The organism is Bacillus cereus group sp. MYBK30-2 (assembly GCF_051915945.1).
Lineage (GTDB): Bacteria > Bacillota > Bacilli > Bacillales > Bacillaceae_G > Bacillus_A > Bacillus_A paramycoides.
Map to the genome: position 1 here is coordinate 244,295 of NZ_JBQAFR010000001.1, position 18,109 is coordinate 262,403.

Here is an 18,109-nt window from a genome sequence, read left to right on the forward strand (position 1 = left end):
ATTATAACACAGTGTCTTTTCAACAAGAAAGGAGACCGTATGTTCTTATATGGATTAAATAGAAGGTGCAGTTTCTTTAAATAGTCCATCCATATACTGTTTTAAACTTTCTACATAAAACTCTTGTTTGTCAACATTATTCACTCCGACAATTGGTGATGGAAGATCATATCTCTTTTCTGATAAATGAACGACAATATCAAAAATATCAAATAGACGAATGAAACAGAATAGGCCATCTTTATCGCTAAGTAAAATAAAGTAATGGTTATCACTCTTTGTATTTAATGTATTCCATAAAGAGCTTTTGCTTAAGTCACGGACAATACTCTTTTCCTTTAACTCCATGAAATCGGCATTCGATAGAATGGTAGAAATATTAATCGCATCTGGATCTTCAAAGTAGCCGTCAATTGTTTGTACAGCGAAAGTATACGCCATTTTTAATACACTCATTTTATACTTACGATTATCTAAAAGTAATTCACGTTGAATAGAACTTGCTACTTTTGTTGCACGCTCTTCTTTCCAAATTTCATTATGCAGAGAAATATCGTGCTTTTTACATAGTTTCATAATTAATGCATTGGAATAAAGTATTTCATCACTTACTTCGACAACATCCGTCTCAGCAGCTGCCAGCTCCTCACCATGTTCATTCGTATAGAGAGGGGAGTCGATTTGCTTTTTCATTTGCTCAATCTTATATTGACTTAATTTATGCCTAATTAAAGGACGATCAACATTTGTTGTCATATGTTCATGACAGGAATCACAAATTGAGTTTGTGAAATAATATCCACATAATATCTCTGGGATGACATATTGTTCACTAAGTTCTTTCGTATCTTTTCTGCAAATGATGCATTGTGTCATTTTTATCACCTTTACCTGCAAATTTGTCTGTAATCTCATTGTAGTGTATTTAATGATATTTTGGAATATTGTAAAGGAAAATATTATGTAAAATTCATGTTTATTTTGGTACAATGGAGAGAAGTGCTAGTTTAAAGGAGGACGTTTTTTTGAAATCGAAAGTGCACTTTTGGACATTAGAAGTGCTGATGGTTGTAGGAATCATATTTATTTGCACGAAAATATCGTTTCTATTTCAACCGATTGGTATCTTCATATCAACATTATTTTTCCCAATTTTAATCGCGCTATTTTTATACTTCATATTTAACCCTGTGTTAGTTTTCTTGGAGAATAAAAAAGTACCTAGAAGTTTAGCGATTTTACTTCTGTACCTTTTTATCATTACATTAACTGGAGTTGCTATTGGAGTAGTCGTTCCAACCATCTCACAACAGTTAATGGATTTAGTAAAAAATATGCCGACATACATAAAAGAGGGAAAGGTATACATACAAGATTTATCCCATCACAGGCTATTTGAATGGTTATCTACTCAAAACTACGTTTCCATTGAAGCGATTGAAAAAAATGCGATTGAATACTTAAAGGAAATACCAAATACTATTACGTCGAGTGCAACGGCTTTATTTGGTATTATCACGAACGTTGCATTAGTCATATTTACAGTACCGTTCATTTTATTTTATATGTTTAAAGATGGACATGCATTTCCAGGGAAAGCTGTTAGTGTATTACCAGAGTCTTACCGAGAAGAAGGACTTCGTATCATAAAGGAAACGAACGAAACATTATCTGCATATATTCAAGGTCAAGCGCTCGTTTGTTTATTTATCGGTGCTTTTACATTTATCGGTTATTTAATTATCGGTTTACCGTATGCTTTCGTTTTAGGGATTATCGCAGCATTTACAAACATTATTCCAAACTTAGGTCCATTTATCGGAGCAGCACCAGCTGTCATTGTAGGTTTGTTCGTATCTCCAATGCAAGCCGTGTACGTAATTATCATTGTAACAATCGTACAACAGTTTGAAAGTAACATCATATCACCGCGTATTATGAGCTCAAAATTAAACATCCATCCTTTGACAATTATTATCCTTATTTTAGGGGTAGGTAACTTTGCGGGAATTATCGGGATGATTTTAGCGGTACCGGTTTATGCAGTAACTAAAACAGTAGTTTCGAACTTAGTGAGATTGTTTAAGACTAAACGGAGTAAACGGAAATAGAATATGTTGATAAAGATACACCACTTTTGAAGTGGTGTATCTTTATTTATAATTTGTTTTTAAAGAGTGTATTAAATCAATATTATTATATATTTTTTACATATCAAATCGAGCAGAAAACTTGCGTAAAATGAGCTCTATAAACTATGTGGAATCCCTCTGAACTATCCAAATCATTTCTTTACAGCGCGTAATTAACATCATAATCGACTCCTTTCGTTCTAAAATAATTTCATACAATTATAGGTGAGTGTAGTACTTGCTTCTACGATCACGAATTTCATCTATAATCTGTTTATACTGTTGCTCTTGTTTTATTTCATTTTCAGATATCGTCTCTTTTTGAATCGTAATGGTTAAAAAGAAAAGGTGAAACTTCATACATGAATTCCTCCTTTCGAATAGGAATTACAGGTGACTACAGTAATGACTTTGTCGTTCTTTTACGTTGTCCATAGCCTGTTTAATTTGTCGGTCATGAAGCATATCAGACTCAGATAGCTTATTTTTTTGAATGGTAATCGTTAAATAAAATACTCGAAATTTCATTGGATTTTTGCCCCTTTATAATTTATTTAGTAAAGACGATTGTAATAAGAAGACTGACGCTCTTTCACTTCGTCCATAATGTTTTTAATATGTTGTTCACGTAAAATTTCATCTTTAGTAAATTTACGTTTTTGAATAGTGATAGTTAAAAAGAATGCTTTAAATTTCATTAAGATATTGCCCCTTTATAATTTATTTAGTAAAGACGATTGTAATAAGAGGACTGACGCTCTTTCACTTCGTCCATAATGTTTTTGATATGTTGTTCATGTAAAATTTCATCTTTAGTAAATTTACGTTTTTGAATGGTGATAGTTAAAAAGAATGCTTTAAATTTCATTAAGTTAATACCCCTTTAAAATATATTTTTAATACATTTGTGTATAATACGAACTTTTAATGTCCGTTATTTTATCCATAGTTTGTTTTAATTGTTGCTTACGAAAGATTTCAGCTTCAGATATAGTTTTTTTCTGAAGTGCCGCCGTAAAAAAGAAAATATGAAAAGTCATAAACGAATTCCTCCTTTCGAAAAGGAATTACAGGTGATCAAAATAAAGCACTTGGCGCTCCTTTACATCGTTCATAGCTTTTTCAATTTGCGCATTATGAAGAATTTCAGCATTTGAAAGAGTATTTCTTTGAATCGTAATACTTAAAAACAATACGCTAATAGTCATCAAATGTTGCTCCTTTCTTTAAAAAATGATATAAGAGATTAAAAAATCGCACAAAAAAGCCACAGGAAGATACCGTTTTCCTATGGCCGGGCGTGAAAAAGCCACAGGAAAGAATACGACCTCCTGTGGCGAATTTATGAATTAAAAGAAATAATGTACGAGTTTCAATTCTCCATTAGGGTGGTCGAACTTCTATTTAATTGTCCAAAAAACAAAGGTGCAACTAACGCTAAAGTTAATGCATGTAATTGTAATTTCATCATTTCATTCGACCTCCTTTTAGAATATTTTTCTTACGTTAGTAAGTATATACAATAAATGGATAATTGTAAACATAAAAAGTGGAAATTTTTAATTTTGATTAAAATGCGTATATTTTGAAGGGTTTTGAATGGATATATTGTATTACTCGAATTATATATAGAAAGTGGGGGTGTCTAATGAACTATATGAATAAAATAGCGAGTGTTATGCTAACAATTTTTTTATTTGTTACTGCTTGTTCTAGCGGAGGGAGAATAAAAGAAATATCTGATATTGGACCAGCGGATTTTAAGAAATATACGTGGACATACGTTGGAAATAATTCCGATGTGTCTGCGATTGTTAAAACCTTACCTGGTGGTGAAACAGTTCAAAGTATAAGCTTGAAAAATGAGAAGATCGCAGTGGAATACGGTGAGAAAAAGAACGATAACTTAACAGAAGATATGATTGAGACGTATTGGTTTGACGGAAAGGATACGATGAAAAAGAACTTTCTCTTTAATGCTATTTATCTTGCAATTTTAGTACCAAATGCGAAAGGATATGAGTTTCAGCTGGAAACTAAGAATTTTACTCTGAAAAGAGAAGAACTCGTACCTATACTTTATAAAGAATTTAATGATTTTCCGAAAGGTGATCAAATATGGAATAAGGGAATCATAATGAACTTCTTTTACGGTAATCTAGAAAAAATAGTAGCGCTTGTTAATAATAAAGATTTTCGGAAACAATTTTTTGATGAACATCCTGTACGAGAAACTAAGTGAGACGGTGGGGGAAAGATGGAGCTTGTTTATAAAATTTCTTATTTCAGAATGTATGATCATTATTTACCAAAGCTAACACAAGTAATAAAGTGTTTAAACGCGGAAGACTTGTGGAAAAGAGACGGAGAGGCTAATTCAATTGGAGGTATAGTATTACACATTTGCGAACATGTAAAAAGAAATACGATGCGTTACTCGAATCCAAATGTAAATTTTGAAAAGGGGATTGAAGAGTACTTTCCAACGAAGTCATTAAGTGCTGAAATGCTGCTGGAAATTGTAGAAGAAGTATTTCGTGAATGGGAAAACAAGTATATAAAAGCGTGTAAAGGAAGAACCGAAATTGATCTGCATAGCATATTACACCTAGTCGAGCACACAAGTTATCATTTAGGGCAAGTAGTAGACCGAACGAAAACTTTAAAGCGAGAGAGGTTTAACTTTTGTCAAAATGGTATCAATGAAAAGGATTTGAGAACGAAAGTTGAAAATACGAAAATTTTCGAAAGAGAGTCATTCATTATCGAATGATTCTCTTTATTTTATGAAAATTATGGTAAAAAATAAAATGATGTGATATGGTTAATCACATAAGTAATGAACCTATGAACCTAAGGTGGTGAAATTGTGAAACCAACCCTGGAGCAAAATAAATTAATATATATACAAATTGCAGAAACAATCGAAGCTGATATTTTAAAGGACATATTGCTGGAGGAAGAACAAGTTCCATCTACAAATCAATTTGCAAAGATGCTACAAATTAACCCAGCAACTGCGGCGAAAGGGGTAAATCTATTAGTGGATGAGGGCATTTTATTTAAAAAGAGAGGGATTGGAATGTTTGTTGCAAGTGGTGCGAAGGAAGTCGTATTAAAGAAGCGGCAAAATGCTTTTATGACAGAGTATTTACCTAAAGTATGGGAAGAAGCGAAAGTATTAGAAATCTCTAAAGAAGAATTAATGGATATGATTCAAAAAATTACAAAGGGGGCGAAAGAGGAATGATTGCACTTGAAACGAAAAAATTGTCCAAAAAATATAAAAAGAAACTAGCTGTAAATGAAGTAACAATTTCATTGGAAGAGCATAAAATATATGGTTTGCTTGGAAGAAACGGAGCAGGGAAAACGACATTATTAAACATACTCGCAGGGCAGATTATTTCAAGTGGTGGCAGTGTATCTGTATTTGGTGAAAATGTTTTTGAAAATAGTAATGCGATGCAAAATATTTGTTTTGTAAAGGTGAAAGAAGAAGCTCATTTAAGTTATAAAGTAAAAGAGATTTTTGAACTATGTAACATATTTTATAAAAATTGGGATCAGAAGTATGCTGAAGAACTTGCGGGAAAATTTCAGCTTAATACGAAAGAGAAATACCATAAATTATCGCACGGTATGCAAACAGTTGTAGGAATTATTCAAGGACTAGCAAGCAGGGCGCCTATTACTATTTTTGATGAACCAACTACCGGTTTGGACGCGGCACATCGGGAATTATTTTATAGTTTACTTTTGGAAGACTACGGAGAGCATCCTCGAACAATTATTTTATCAACACACTTAGTGGAAGAAGTTGTCCATGTTATTGAAGATGTGATCATATTAAAAGACGGAGCATTAATAGTTCAATCATCAGTAGAGAATTTGTTACAACAAGGCCATACGATTTCAGGTCAAAAAGATAGAGTGGATGAGTTTTTAATTGATAAAAAAGTTGTTAATCGAGAAGTTTATGGAAATAAAGGGATTGCAGTTATATGGGAAGAACTTTCTACTGAAGATTGTCATTCTATTGAAAATACAGGCTTAATAGTTGATGAAATCACATTACAAAAACTATTTATTCATATAACGGGTGGTGAAGTGAAATGACGATGTTAATGAAGCAATTAAAGTTACATATCAATTTTCATTATAAAGCGATTTTAATATTTTGGATTGTGTCGTTACTAATAAAAGGAACAACAAATGCAGTAGATTTAAGGGGAATAAAAGAAGGGTTTTTACAACATATTTTAAATAACCCTTCGATTGCAATTATATTTTTTATAGTAGTAAGCACCTTTATTATACAGGATGATGTATTTCGTTTAGCTGTTTCGTTCGGAGTAACGAGATTACAGTTTTTCATTGGATCAGTTTGCTATATTATATTACAAGCAGCATTATTCTCATTCCTTCAAGTGTTTCTTTTACAGAATACATTGTATAGTACAGTAAATTCCAGTTTAGGAGAAAACTCAGTACAACAGTTCATTGTCCAATTGTTATTGTATGTTACAATATCATGTTTCTTTCAAGTAGCAGTAGTTATTAAACAACGATTTAAGTGGATTGGCCTTATGATTGGTGGAACATTTTTTTTATCAGTAAATAGTGCGCTTTATGGAGAAGTAGGAATACAAAGTTTAATTTCTATAACTAATCTATCTTTAATAAACATCCCATATTTTACTGTCATTTCAATTGGATTAATTATCGTTTATATTATGACTAGTGGTATATTCATTCGTAAAGTGTCATTTGAACAAATGGTTTAAAGCATTATTAGATAAATATTTTAGGAGAGAAGGTAAAGAAAATGGGAGATACTTCTTCACTAATAACAGTCTTTTTATGCGTGGCATTGCTAATTTTTTGGCGTCGTTACCGCTCTATGTATAAGCCGATAAAGGGAACAGGAAAACGTATTTTGTGGCCATTACTATTTTTAACACCGGGTATTTTATTGCTTTTTGGTCCAGTACATCCAGCTATACTACAAGTGGGTATAGCGATATTCATTGGTGCTCTTTTCGCTATACCACTTATAGTTCTAACAAATTATGAGCGAAGAGATGATGGGAATATTTATACGAAAAAAAGTGCAGCTTTTTTAATTACTTTTATTGCGCTGGTTGTTTTGAGATATGGTTCAAGACAATATATTGTTGATCTAGATCAACAAACGATTAGTTTATTATTTTACGTCGTTGCAGTATCGTATATCATTCCGTGGAGAATTGCCTGTTATATAAAATTTAGAAAAGTTTGGCGTGGGAATAGTAATCATGCTATATAAAAATAAAAGCTTCTCATTTGAGAAGTTTTTTATTTTTATATCAAGTGAAATAATTTGTTGAAGTGCAAGGTGCCATGCAATATGATAGATATAAAAAAATTGATGGAAAGTGAAGGAGATAAAAATGCGGACAATTTTACTTTTTCTAAATAACATGCCCATTGATGAAATAGAGAGTATGAGAGAAAAGCATGATCCTTTATTCGGATTAATCCGACCACATATAACAATTGTATTTCCATTTGAAAGTTCGATTTCAAATGATGAACTGAAATCGCATATTTTAAATTTATCCAAAGAAATTCAGCCAATTGAAATTGAGTTTGCTAGCCGAATAAGCAGCGAGAGAGAGTATTTGTTTTTGGAAGTGGAAAGAGGGAAAGAACAAATAGAAGAACTTCATGATAGTTTGTATAGAGGCCCTTTACTACAATTTTTAAGAACGGATATTCCATACATACCACATGTAACAGTCGGAAGAAAAAGTAGCACGGAGTTAGCTGCTGAAATAGCGAAGGAGATTCCTATTTTTCATGAGAGGTTGAACTGTGTAATCGATAGAATTAGTGTGGAACGAATTGGAGAGAATGGGGAATCGATTATTGAGTTTGAAGTGTCTCTATAAAAATAGAAAGCTGGCAAAAGCCAGCTTTTTTAATTTGTAACATAGCGTAAAGCACCAATCGCACCGCTATAACCATCATCTTGTAAAAAGACTGGTATTTTGTTTTGATATTCTGTATAGCTACTTATAATGTTTTGAAGGTGTACGTTATTACATAAGGTAGATCCAATGTAAACGATATGGTCAATGTTTTTCGCTTCGGCGAATTGAAGGCTTAATGCTGTGACAACTTCACCGACAAGTCCTTGAACGGTAGCTAGTATATCTGAGTTACTATAATTTGAGTCTGTGATGGCCGCTTTTCCGAAATTGCTAGCAGTTAAGCTATTATCGATAGGAGAGAGAATACCACCATAAATATCTCCAACTGTAATATCTAGACTTTTTCTTGAACCTATTTTCGTAAGCGGAATTACGTCTTCAAAATGATCTATATTTGTTAATAGTTTTGAAAGGCCCATAATTGTACCGCCGCCAACTCCAGTTCCACCGGCGCGAACGTATTGCTTGTCATGAACGTAGTGAATGGAAGTACCTGTCCCGATATTTGTTAAAACAAAATTGTTAATAGAATGATTTTCTTCTTTTAGGATATAGCGCACACCTGTAAGCGTTGCAACGAATTCATTTAATGTTACTATCTCGTATGAATTTGAAAGCAGTTTTTGTAGTTGTTCACTTTTCCCACCTGTAATACATAATTTCGTAATTAATTTATTATTATTGAGCCAATCTATAATTTTATCTTGTTCATGAGAATAAAATTTTTCAAAAGCTAATTTGTTCATTTCGTTAAAGTAAGCAATCTTTGTTAATGTTCCTCCAACATCGATACCGACAGTACTCTCCATTTTCCTACCCCTAACTATGTAGTCTGTTTAATCAGCTTGGTATATTAATAGCTTTTCAATTGTAACGATTGATTGACCATTTACAGATGCAATTCCTTTACCGAGAATAAAACCTCGTCGGTTACGTGTTAGCTCATAATGTAAGTCAAGTTTATCACCTGGATATGCTTTTTCATGAAATTCAACCCCATCTAATGAGGAGAGAAAACCTAATCCATCAGATTCACTTGTGCTTACAAATGCACTAAGTTGGGCAAGTGCTTCTACAATTAACATATGAGGCATGTAGTTTTGATTTTCATTAATAAACCACTCGTTATGTGTAATTAGCTTGTATCCTGTAGCTGATTGAGATTCCTTAACGCTCGTAATTATATCGATCATTAAAAATGGATAGCGATGGGGAAGAGTATCTTTAATATTCATACCGTACCTCCAGTTAATAATAATACCCCTGCAAAAGTTAAGCAGGGGGAGTTGTAATTAATTATTAACTAATTCATCTACCTTTTCAAGAGAGAAAATACCGCTATTTTTAATGTTTTCAACGACTTGCTGTAAGACGGCTTTATCTTGAACAAGTGCAATACGCACAAATCCTTCACCGTGAGGACCGAATGCATGACCTGGTGTGACAACGACATTTGCACGATCCATTAATGCATAAGCGAATTCTAGAGAAGTCCATCCTTTCGGTATTTCAGCCCAAACGAACATACTGCCAGCTGGTTTATCAACATTCCAACCAAACGTTCGGAACCCATCGACTAAAGTATCTCTACGTTCTTGATAAATTCCGCGGTTTTTCTCACAAAACTCCGCGCCATTTCTTAGTGCTGTAGATGCTGCTTTTTGAATTGGTAAAAACACACCGTAATCTGTATTAGATTTAAATTGCGTAAGCGCTCCGACAATTTCTTCATTTCCAATCATATAACCGATACGGCTACCTGCTAAACTATAACTTTTTGATAAAGAGTTTATTTCTACGCCAACTTCCTTCGCACCAGGTACAGATAAGAAGCTAATTGGTTTTTTGCCATCGAAATAAAATTCAGCATAAGCAAAATCATGTACGACTATAATTTGATGTTTTTTTGCAAACGCGATAACTTCTTTAAAGAAATCTTCATGAGCCATTGCTGGAACAGGGTTCCCTGGGAAGTTTAATATCATCATCTTCGCTTTTTCAGCAATCTCTTCAGGAATATCTTGTAGGTTAGGTAAGAAGTCATTTTCTTTTTTTAACGGCATGTAGTAAGATGTTGCACCGGCCATTTGAATTCCAGTTTCATAGGCAGTATAACCAGGGTCTGGAACTAAAATTATATCTCCAGGGTTTGCGTAAACCATAGGTAAATGTACAAGTCCATCTTGCGAGCCCATTAGTAATAAAACTTCTCGATCAGAATTTAATATAACATTATGAGCATTATTATAATATTCAGTTACAGCTTCGTGGAATTCTTGAATACCTGATAACGTATATCCGTAACTTTCTTTTGCACTTGCTGTATGTACCATTGCTTCTCTTACGAAATCAGCAGGAGGCATGTCAGGATTCCCGATACTTAAATCGATCATTTTATGACCTGCTGCAATTTTCTCTTTTTTATAAGCTCCTAATTCACTAAATATAGAAGATTGGAATGCTTTCATTCTAGTTGCTAATGTGTAAGTCATCAAAACCCCTCCTAAAAACTGTGCTTTCTTTCTACGTTTTTAACTATTCTGAAAACACATGTTTATATTTTATCATTTTTTTAAGAAAATTAAAACGATTGACAAATTAAGAGGAGGGATGTTTGGAATACATGTCATACTTCACAAGTCATTTATTCTTTCAATTTTTTTGAAAGGGATGGCTAAATGATAGACAGGCTAACTCGATAATCTATCACATTTTTTATTCCATATTATTTGGGAAGTTTTGTAATTCTTGTTAATAAAATCTCGCAAGTTTTGAATAAAAAAGAACACGAATACGATGCCTAATATACCGCTAATCCAATAGTATGAGTTACCTGTAGTGTATTTTTCATAAAATGAAAGAGCGTTCCATATGATAAGGGTTACTGAACAAATTGTTGATATAATTAAAGAACTTAAGCTTCTCAAAACAAGCACCTCACAGTGATTTAATTTATTGTATAATTTTACATTCAAATTAAAGAATTTAAAAGAGAAATATATTTCTAGAGGAAGTCGTCTAAAGTGAAATAACGCAGAAAATACATTCTGCGCTTTTGTAGTATTTGGAAGTTGCTGAATTCTAATAGTTAATCATTTAATTTTTTATATGTACACATTTTCTCAGCATTCATAAAGTATACATTTAATTTACTATCGACAACTTTTATAGATTGATCCGATGTAAACGAGTTACCATAATCAATGTGATACACGTTAGAGTTTTTTACAAACGATCCTTTATATAAATCCTCTTTTTTATTCGTTGTATGCATTTCTACTAAGTTTTGAACAATTTTTTCTTTCTTTTCTTCTTTTACAACTGTTTCAAATTTATAATACGTAGGGCATTCACCATTCTTATTATCAACGACTTCCCAAGAACCAAATATGTCATTATTACTACATCCACTTAGTAAAACGACTAGTATAGGGTAAATAAGTAGATACTTTTTCATTTTGTTCTCCTTTCTTATTAGTATTTATAAACGTGCGAATACGATAGGAATATTGTAATGAATAAAGTTTAAATTTTTATAAAGAATTAATAAATTTTACTTGAAAATATTGGTTCTGTTTGAAAAGGCCATGTTATTAAATTAGAGAGAAGATTATGAAAGGGAAGGCATAAAAAAAGACATGGGCCCAGTAAAATGCCAGATCCATGCCCAAGATGTTTATGTTATAAATTCGCAGATTGTGATGATTGTTTTTCAAATTGTTTCTGCTTAGATAGGGAAATAAAAATTATTAACAATGAAATGGCTCCAAAAATTAGAACCATATACTGTAATCCAATCGTATCTAAGAAGAAGCCTGTGCCGAGTAAGACAATTTGGAACATAACTCTTTCAAACATATTACGGAATGAAAAGAGACGCCCATGATAGCTTTTTTCCACTTTCGTTTGGAAAATTGTCGACATAATAGGGAAGAAGCAGCCAACACTAAATCCAAACAAACCAAATGAGGCAAGAGCCATCCATTTTATATCGCTAAAGAACAAGGACAGATGTGCAAAAGCGGTACAAAATGCGAAGAAATATAGTAATTTTTCAGGCTTGAAATGATCAGATATACGTTTAATTACGAATGCACCTAACATAAACGCTACACCTTCAATTGTATATATGAATCCTTTAATTGTTGGATCATGTTGCATTTCGCTAATGTTAATAACCATTAAATTGAATCCAGCTATAAATAAAAGAGGGATAATACTTAATATAAGTGCTTTAAAAGCAATAGGGATTCCTTTTAAAATACGAAATACTTCCATAAAACTATTATCTTTAGCAGATTGTTTGCTTAATGTAGCTGTTTTTTTATCTTCAAATTGTAGGAAGAAAGTTGAGAGGAATAATAAAGCGTATGCTGCCATTGAGAAGGCATACATATACTGTAAACTCATTACAACTAAAAGAATTCCACCTAGTGAAGTACCTGCAATACGAGCGATTGTACCGATATTCATATGTACACCGTTCATTTGTAATAGCTCATGCTCACTAACGATGAGTGGGATTACAGATTGTAATGCAGGGAAATAAAATGCTGCTGAAATTTGAAGTGCAATCATAAAAGCAATCATAAAGGCGATACTTTCATATTGAATAGCGAAAAACATGAAAATAACACTAATAACACGACCAAATCCAGCGTAAAGAAGAACTTTCTTTTTTTCATACTGATCAATTACTCGGCCAGCCATTGGACCAACTAGAACGCCAGCTAACAGTCCGATAAATAATATAATTGATTTCATGAAATCAGAAGGGACATATTTTTGCATAAATTCAAGGTTACCAAGAATACCAAGCCATAAACCGAGACCAGCAATGAACTCCCCAATTAATACGATCCAAACATTTTTATTACGCCACATAATTAAAAACCTCGCAGTCTTTTATAATTTAAAAATCGTATATAAAACCTCCTTATGTATTCGTTATTTTTTAACGTGTTTTTTAGAGTCAGAGTCTATATTACGTGTTTCATTAGTGGATTTCAATCTTTTTGATTTGTAAAAAATTTGCTTTATTAAGTACTGAAATAAGCAATTCACAATGTAAAAAAACTTATGATTAAATACCAATTGATAGTAAAGATAAACATAGAAAAAATAAAAAAAGCAAGAACGTATATACTACGTCTCGCTTTTTTTAAATGCAAAATTAAACAATAAATTCACTTAGCGACACTTATGATCTTGTCCAATAGCTAAACCGCTAAAAGATAAAGGGCCAACAACGTCTGCGCTTGCAGCACTTGTTAGATTTTCTACAGTTAATGAATATTTGTGAGTCCCGCGGCTAACATCTTGATCTATAGCTTGAAATGTTTCAACGTAGAATTGCTCAGAATCTGTAGATTCAATCCCAACTTGTGTGTTGAAAATCTCAGTGTTGTCACGGAAAATTCTAAATAATATTTGTGATATACCCGTTATACCTTCAACTCCAACTGTAGCAATTAATTCTACTCGATTATTACGAGAATCTCTTTTTGAAATTTTTAATTTAATTTTTGCTAGAATTGCTTTTTTTGGAGAATGGGGAATTGTAAAAGTTGTTTCACCAGTTTTATTTATAGGCTGAGTTGCTTGGTAATCAATAATATGAGTCATTTTCGTCACCTCCTCATATACTAAAATGTGAAGGTAACAATGAATTAGCTTGGATATATACAATAAGATTTTAAGAGAATTGAGAAATAATGTTGAATGTAGGTAGATAATATAAAAGCATCAAAAATGAATCACAATTATGTGAGTTATTTCTTGATGCTTTTCATACTTTAGGCAGAATATTCTTCTTTACGTACTTCGAAGAATTCATTACGGCGTAAGTAATTAAAAATTTTCTCCGAAACCTTTTCTTCTTGAGAGACTAAGAAACGATGATCAAAAGCATAGAAAGATTGACCTTTAATTAATTTTACGTAGTATATTTTACACGCCTCCTCTAAGTTAGGATTTTTAATTGCTTTATATTATGATGACCTATCTGGTTGTTAATAATACTTAAAGTTTCAAAGGGTAGAAGTATAAATTTAAAAATACATTGAAATAGCTTACAAACTTGTAATATTCATGTCACCTTTTCCGATAGTTAAAATAAACCAATATCTTCTATACTACAAATAGGTTACAAAAAACAAGGGGGTAGTAAGATGGATGAAGTAATTGGAGAAGTTGTAGCAGGGATTTGTGAATTTGTAGTTGAAGTTACCGCAGATGCTATAGGGAACTTAATGTCGGGAAATGAAGAAGAAAAAGAAACACTATAAAAAGATTTGTCAAAAATTTAAATACTACTAGTGTGTAAAAGCTGATTTCTAATGGGAAATCGGCTTTTATATTTTTACATTACATTAACTTAATTTAAATATTAAACTGTTATGATGTTTGTGAAACCAATAAAGGAGCTGATCAATATGTGTATGCCAAATTCTGGATTTGATGTATCTGTTTCCCGTTTGATTGTAGCGACTAAAGATGAAAAGGAGTATCATTTTATTGTTCGAGAACATCCAATCGCTGGGAAGTTTATCTCGTTATTAGAAAATGGGAAAGAGTATGGTTTATTAGATAAACAAACAGTTAATAAGGATAAATTTCTTAGATTGGAACTTGTTAAGTTAGGACATATAAAGAAAGCAGTGTTTGAAGGTTCAGCAGAATGGATATGGGTTGGTATGAATCAATTTGGAATGTATGCAAGATTGGCAACTAATAATGAAGTTGAAATCTTTGTGGATTTGCAAGAGAATATTCATCATTTAGAAGAATGTGAATGGGCCCTTTTGTAAAGGCGTTTTATGAGGTTGTGGGATAATTTCTCACAGCCTTTTTTATTTTCTCTTAAAAATCTAAGTCATCAATCACTCTAATACTACGATTTGTATACAAGAATTACGTTATGAGTATGTAACAAATATATCTAAAAGAGGATTTGAAAATATGTAAAGAGAACTTATTAATTAAATGAATCGTATATGTAAATAACAATAGAAAGAAGATGATAAAAATGAGTAAAGAAGAGCTTGTGAAACAACAATTTGGTAGTAATGCAGAAAAGTATGTGAAAAGTAAAATTCATGCAAATGGACCGGATTTACAATATGTAGTTCAGCAAGTTGAAACTCGTCATAATACTCGTCTTCTTGATATTGCTACTGGTGGGGGACATGTTGCAAATTTGCTAGCCCCTATGTTTAAAGAGGTAGTCGCTCTTGATTTAACAGAAAAAATGTTAGAAAAAGCAAAAGATTTTATAGAGGGGAACGGGCATGAAAATGTGTCTTTTGTAGCAGGAAATGCAGAGAGTTTACCATTTGCAAATGAATCCTTTGATACAATTACATGTCGAATTGCAGCACATCACTTTGTTGACCCTTTGCAATTTATTTTTGAAGTAAATCGAACATTGGAAGATAATGGGTTATTTATATTAATTGATAATGTTTCACCAGAAAATAATGAATTTGATACATTTTATAACTTTATCGAAAAGAAGCGAGATCCGAGCCATGAACGAGCTTTGAAAAAGACGGAATGGATTACTTTATTAGAAAAACATGGTTTACAAATGCAGTCATGTCTTACTTTTGACAAAAAGTTCGATTTTGACTGGTGGTGCGATATGATGGATGTGCCAGTGCAAAAGCGCGTAAAGTTAACAGAGTGTATGATGAAAACATCAAATGAAATGCAGGAATTCTTTAAAATCCAATTTGAAAATAATAAAATAGAATCGTTTTATACTGAAATGGCACTGTTCGTATGTAAAAAAAGTTCAACATTAAAAAGATAAATTTCTTGCAGTCCTTCCGAAGTACGATATACTTAGTACAGAGAAAATGAGAATTGAGGAATAGTAACAATGATTCGTGTACGTATTGAGGGAACTGAGGAAGAGATGCTTGAATTTTTGGAGAAAATGCCTGACATTCCTGGATTTGAAAAAACACATATGAGAGAACCGAGAAAAGGAAATAATCCAAAATATGATTCAAGCAAAAGTGTACTAGCATATTTATCTTATAAGAAGATTGAAGTCGCCAATAAATAGGCGGCTTTTTTAATTATCTCCGTTTCACCCCCTTGTCTTTTTCGCATAATAATGATAGTAGATTATGCTGGAGAGGGGGGAGGAAATTTAATAAAAAAAATAATTTTTTTCGGAGATTTTGGTATTGATGATGCGGTAGCGTTAATTTATGCGAATTAGACATTATAGGTATCGTTGCAGAGTATGGTAATGTGTCACGGGAAATTGTTACGGAAAATGTTTATTTTTTAGAAAGATACTATGCTACAGAAGTGAAGATAATTGAAGGTGCTAGTAGACCGATGTGACAGCAGAAGAACCTTTATTTTTCACTGAAATTCATGGTGATCACGGTTTAGGTCCAATTATTCCACTGAAAATGAGAATTTGTGACAGAGAAAATTTTTGTGAATTGATTAAATTAATTGAGCCTTGTCCAGAAGATAGTATTATTGTGGCGACGGGACGATTAACAACACTTGCAACATTATTTTTATTGTACCCCAATTTAATGAATCGAGTATGTTCTTATTCTATAATGGGCGGTGCTTTTCTATTTCCGGGTAATGTTACAGCAGTATCGGAAGCTAATTTTTATGGAGATCCCATTGCGGCGAATATCGTTATGAAATATACAAAGAATGCTACTATATACCCTTTAAATGTAACGCAACGAGCTCTTATTACCCCTGAAATGATTGATATTATTAATAAAGAAGGTACAGGGCAGGCGAAACTTATTAAACCAAAGATTGATTTTTATTACGAGAACTTTTACAAAAAAGAATATCCAGGCATTAGAGGGAGTCCGATTCACGATTTACTTCCGTTCATTTCATTTATAACTGATGATATTTTTGAATAAAAAAAATCATCAGTTTGGATTAGTACGACAAATGATGTAACAAGAGGTCAAAGTGTTGCGGTTGATTTTAATTATCAAGCTTTTAAAGACGAATTTATAAGAACAATATTGAAGCCAGATTGTCCTTAGTAAGTTGAGCATACATGTATGATTTTTAACTCACGAATAACTTACGAAAAATGTAACATAACTAATGGTAAGCAATTGTTTCTGATTATAATTTTATTGGTCAAAAATAAAGGAGGTAATTATATGATTTGGTCTTTAATTGTCGGTGGTATTTTAGGATGGTTTGCAAGTTTAATTACAGGAAAAGATGTACCGGGCGGTGTTATTGGAAATATTATTGCGGGTATTGTCGGTTCTTGGCTTGGTACGTTATTACTTGGTAAATTTGGACCTGTTATAGGCGGGTATGCGATTGTTCCGGCCTTAATAGGTGCGATTATTTTAATTTTTATCGTAAGCTTTATATTCCGTGCAATGCGGAAATGAATTCAGGGGGCTGTTTACATTTGTAAGCAGTCCTTTTTATATGTTATGCTACTGTTATACAATCAGGAGGTGTCAGCATTGAAAACATTTACAGTAAATTTTCATCAAGAGGATAATGCAAAGGCAACAACAGTACATAAATTAAGTGAAGAGGACTTCGATAAAGCAACAGAAAAAGGTACTCGTCATCTATTTGATTTAGATACAAACGTTGGTTTCTTCGTATTCTTTGATGCAGAAGATGCAGAAGGAAACGACCAATACTTAATGTTACAATATGAAGGAGATCATGAAGAACCAAGTGCTTGCTACGGATTTGATTTGAAATTGTTCTATCAATTTTTAGCATTATACTTAAATGATCTTGAATTCCAAGGTGAAACAAATGAAGAAGAGGAAGAGTATGGTCCAATTCATCATTTAGCGCACTTACTTTACCATATTGTTGAAGACGGTAAATCTATCGAAGTGTAAAAATACATATTTACAATATAAAACCAGCAGGGAATGATTATACACTTCCTGTTGGTTTTTTGCATTTACAGAATCCTTTTTGGCTACTCATTAAAGCTATAGAAGGAGGATTGTAACA

28 protein-coding genes and 1 pseudogene are annotated in these 18,109 nt (G+C 32.4%); 14 read left to right on the forward strand and 15 right to left on the reverse strand.

All coding sequences use genetic code 11. The features are described from left to right. Nucleotides 1-54: 54 nt before the first annotated feature. The gene (locus ACTFQM_RS01205; protein ID WP_002172386.1) at nucleotides 55-876 is read right to left on the reverse strand and encodes an HNH endonuclease; all 822 of its coding nucleotides are present in this window, start codon (nucleotides 874-876) and stop codon (nucleotides 55-57) included. Nucleotides 877-1,025: 149 nt separating this feature from the next. On the opposite strand from ACTFQM_RS01205, the gene ACTFQM_RS01210 reads away from it, so the two are divergent. Next, nucleotides 1,026-2,111: an AI-2E family transporter gene (locus ACTFQM_RS01210; protein ID WP_400529335.1), complete on the forward strand. Its 1,086-nt coding sequence runs from the start codon at nucleotides 1,026-1,028 to the stop codon at nucleotides 2,109-2,111. A 240-nt stretch (nucleotides 2,112-2,351) separates the two neighbouring features. Here ACTFQM_RS01210 and ACTFQM_RS01215 read toward each other — a convergent pair whose 3' ends face one another. Genes ACTFQM_RS01215 through ACTFQM_RS01240 form a run of 6 tightly spaced genes read right to left on the reverse strand, consistent with a single transcriptional unit; the run spans nucleotide 2,352 to nucleotide 3,340 of the window. Beyond that, nucleotides 2,352-2,492 (reverse strand): YrzI family small protein, encoded by a 141-nt coding sequence (locus tag ACTFQM_RS01215; RefSeq protein WP_002172384.1) that lies wholly within the window; start codon nucleotides 2,490-2,492, stop codon nucleotides 2,352-2,354. Between the two features lie 27 nt (nucleotides 2,493-2,519). After that, on the reverse strand, nucleotides 2,520-2,660 hold the full coding sequence (locus tag ACTFQM_RS01220; RefSeq protein ID WP_002172383.1) for a YrzI family small protein: 141 nt from the start codon (nucleotides 2,658-2,660) through the stop codon (nucleotides 2,520-2,522). 26 nt (nucleotides 2,661-2,686) lie between these two features. Further along, a complete protein-coding gene (locus tag ACTFQM_RS01225) occupies nucleotides 2,687-2,830 on the reverse strand; it encodes a YrzI family small protein (protein ID WP_440033171.1) in 144 nt (47 codons plus the stop codon). Between the two features lie 26 nt (nucleotides 2,831-2,856). Further along, on the reverse strand, nucleotides 2,857-3,000 hold the full coding sequence (locus ACTFQM_RS01230; protein WP_440033172.1) for a YrzI family small protein: 144 nt from the start codon (nucleotides 2,998-3,000) through the stop codon (nucleotides 2,857-2,859). 28 nt (nucleotides 3,001-3,028) lie between these two features. Then, on the reverse strand, nucleotides 3,029-3,172 hold the full coding sequence (locus tag ACTFQM_RS01235) for a YrzI family small protein (RefSeq protein ID WP_025150865.1): 144 nt from the start codon (nucleotides 3,170-3,172) through the stop codon (nucleotides 3,029-3,031). Between the two features lie 27 nt (nucleotides 3,173-3,199). Continuing rightward, entirely contained in the window at nucleotides 3,200-3,340 is a 141-nt protein-coding gene (locus tag ACTFQM_RS01240; RefSeq protein ID WP_440033173.1) for a YrzI family small protein, read from the reverse strand. A 440-nt stretch (nucleotides 3,341-3,780) separates the two neighbouring features. Between ACTFQM_RS01240 and ACTFQM_RS01245 the strand changes: the two genes are divergently transcribed. The 7 genes from ACTFQM_RS01245 (at nucleotide 3,781) to ACTFQM_RS01275 (ending at nucleotide 8,065) form a co-directional block, all read left to right on the forward strand. After that, nucleotides 3,781-4,374, forward strand: a complete 594-nt coding sequence (locus ACTFQM_RS01245; RefSeq protein ID WP_440033174.1) for a DUF4825 domain-containing protein — start codon at nucleotides 3,781-3,783, stop codon at nucleotides 4,372-4,374. 15 nt (nucleotides 4,375-4,389) lie between these two features. Beyond that, nucleotides 4,390-4,905, forward strand: a complete 516-nt coding sequence (locus ACTFQM_RS01250) for a DinB family protein (RefSeq protein ID WP_440033175.1) — start codon at nucleotides 4,390-4,392, stop codon at nucleotides 4,903-4,905. Between the two features lie 96 nt (nucleotides 4,906-5,001). Further along, complete coding sequence (locus ACTFQM_RS01255) at nucleotides 5,002-5,382, forward strand: GntR family transcriptional regulator (protein WP_440033176.1); 381 nt, start codon at nucleotides 5,002-5,004, stop codon at nucleotides 5,380-5,382. Next, entirely contained in the window at nucleotides 5,379-6,251 is an 873-nt protein-coding gene (locus ACTFQM_RS01260; protein WP_440033177.1) for an ATP-binding cassette domain-containing protein, read from the forward strand. The genes ACTFQM_RS01255 and ACTFQM_RS01260 overlap by 4 nt, the downstream gene beginning before the upstream one ends. Further along, nucleotides 6,248-6,919, forward strand: coding sequence for a DUF4052 family protein (locus ACTFQM_RS01265; RefSeq protein WP_440033178.1), 672 nt, complete (start codon nucleotides 6,248-6,250; stop codon nucleotides 6,917-6,919). Before ACTFQM_RS01260 ends, ACTFQM_RS01265 begins: the two co-directional genes overlap by 4 nt. 41 nt (nucleotides 6,920-6,960) lie before the next feature. Further along, entirely contained in the window at nucleotides 6,961-7,440 is a 480-nt protein-coding gene (locus ACTFQM_RS01270) for a CcdC family protein (RefSeq protein ID WP_440033179.1), read from the forward strand. A 124-nt stretch (nucleotides 7,441-7,564) separates the two neighbouring features. Continuing rightward, nucleotides 7,565-8,065 carry a 2'-5' RNA ligase family protein gene (locus ACTFQM_RS01275; RefSeq protein WP_440033180.1) on the forward strand — a complete coding sequence of 167 codons (501 nt, stop codon included), beginning with the start codon at nucleotides 7,565-7,567 and terminating at the stop codon, nucleotides 8,063-8,065. A 29-nt stretch (nucleotides 8,066-8,094) separates the two neighbouring features. On the opposite strand, the gene coaW is transcribed toward ACTFQM_RS01275, so the two are convergent. The 8 genes from coaW to ACTFQM_RS01315 form a co-directional block, all read right to left on the reverse strand. Further along, nucleotides 8,095-8,916, reverse strand: a complete 822-nt coding sequence (gene coaW, locus ACTFQM_RS01280; protein ID WP_440033181.1) for a type II pantothenate kinase — start codon at nucleotides 8,914-8,916, stop codon at nucleotides 8,095-8,097. Nucleotides 8,917-8,943: 27 nt separating this feature from the next. Then, nucleotides 8,944-9,342 (reverse strand): 3-hydroxyacyl-ACP dehydratase FabZ family protein, encoded by a 399-nt coding sequence (locus ACTFQM_RS01285; protein ID WP_440033182.1) that lies wholly within the window; start codon nucleotides 9,340-9,342, stop codon nucleotides 8,944-8,946. A 57-nt stretch (nucleotides 9,343-9,399) separates the two neighbouring features. Further along, the gene (locus ACTFQM_RS01290) at nucleotides 9,400-10,599 is read right to left on the reverse strand and encodes an LL-diaminopimelate aminotransferase (RefSeq protein WP_440033183.1); all 1,200 of its coding nucleotides are present in this window, start codon (nucleotides 10,597-10,599) and stop codon (nucleotides 9,400-9,402) included. 198 nt (nucleotides 10,600-10,797) lie between these two features. Further along, entirely contained in the window at nucleotides 10,798-11,034 is a 237-nt protein-coding gene (locus ACTFQM_RS01295) for a hypothetical protein (RefSeq protein ID WP_440033184.1), read from the reverse strand. 161 nt (nucleotides 11,035-11,195) lie between these two features. After that, nucleotides 11,196-11,564: a hypothetical protein gene (locus ACTFQM_RS01300; RefSeq protein ID WP_440033185.1), complete on the reverse strand. Its 369-nt coding sequence runs from the start codon at nucleotides 11,562-11,564 to the stop codon at nucleotides 11,196-11,198. A gap of 224 nt (nucleotides 11,565-11,788) precedes the next feature. After that, on the reverse strand, nucleotides 11,789-12,991 hold the full coding sequence (locus tag ACTFQM_RS01305; protein ID WP_440033186.1) for an MFS transporter: 1,203 nt from the start codon (nucleotides 12,989-12,991) through the stop codon (nucleotides 11,789-11,791). A 306-nt stretch (nucleotides 12,992-13,297) separates the two neighbouring features. Beyond that, the gene (gene exsC / locus ACTFQM_RS01310) at nucleotides 13,298-13,732 is read right to left on the reverse strand and encodes an exosporium protein ExsC (protein ID WP_440033187.1); all 435 of its coding nucleotides are present in this window, start codon (nucleotides 13,730-13,732) and stop codon (nucleotides 13,298-13,300) included. 170 nt (nucleotides 13,733-13,902) lie between these two features. After that, nucleotides 13,903-14,055, reverse strand: a complete 153-nt coding sequence (locus ACTFQM_RS01315; protein ID WP_071719564.1) for a YqbF domain-containing protein — start codon at nucleotides 14,053-14,055, stop codon at nucleotides 13,903-13,905. Nucleotides 14,056-14,547: 492 nt separating this feature from the next. Here ACTFQM_RS01315 and ACTFQM_RS01320 point away from each other — a divergent pair, with 492 nt between their 5' ends. From ACTFQM_RS01320 to ACTFQM_RS01345, 6 genes and pseudogenes are all read left to right on the forward strand, one after another. Further along, on the forward strand, nucleotides 14,548-14,916 hold the full coding sequence (locus tag ACTFQM_RS01320) for a hypothetical protein (RefSeq protein WP_025150879.1): 369 nt from the start codon (nucleotides 14,548-14,550) through the stop codon (nucleotides 14,914-14,916). 218 nt (nucleotides 14,917-15,134) lie between these two features. Then, nucleotides 15,135-15,920: a class I SAM-dependent methyltransferase gene (locus ACTFQM_RS01325; protein WP_440033188.1), complete on the forward strand. Its 786-nt coding sequence runs from the start codon at nucleotides 15,135-15,137 to the stop codon at nucleotides 15,918-15,920. 69 nt (nucleotides 15,921-15,989) lie between these two features. After that, the gene (locus ACTFQM_RS01330) at nucleotides 15,990-16,178 is read left to right on the forward strand and encodes a DUF3970 family protein (protein ID WP_002013371.1); all 189 of its coding nucleotides are present in this window, start codon (nucleotides 15,990-15,992) and stop codon (nucleotides 16,176-16,178) included. 51 nt (nucleotides 16,179-16,229) lie between these two features. Further along, nucleotides 16,230-17,151: pseudogene (locus tag ACTFQM_RS01335) on the forward strand (nucleoside hydrolase). Between the two features lie 123 nt (nucleotides 17,152-17,274). Then, nucleotides 17,275-17,517 carry a GlsB/YeaQ/YmgE family stress response membrane protein gene (locus ACTFQM_RS01340; RefSeq protein WP_002172362.1) on the forward strand — a complete coding sequence of 81 codons (243 nt, stop codon included), beginning with the start codon at nucleotides 17,275-17,277 and terminating at the stop codon, nucleotides 17,515-17,517. Nucleotides 17,518-17,595: 78 nt separating this feature from the next. Then, nucleotides 17,596-17,991, forward strand: coding sequence for a hypothetical protein (locus ACTFQM_RS01345; RefSeq protein ID WP_002172361.1), 396 nt, complete (start codon nucleotides 17,596-17,598; stop codon nucleotides 17,989-17,991). The last annotated feature ends 118 nt before the right edge of the window (nucleotides 17,992-18,109 follow it).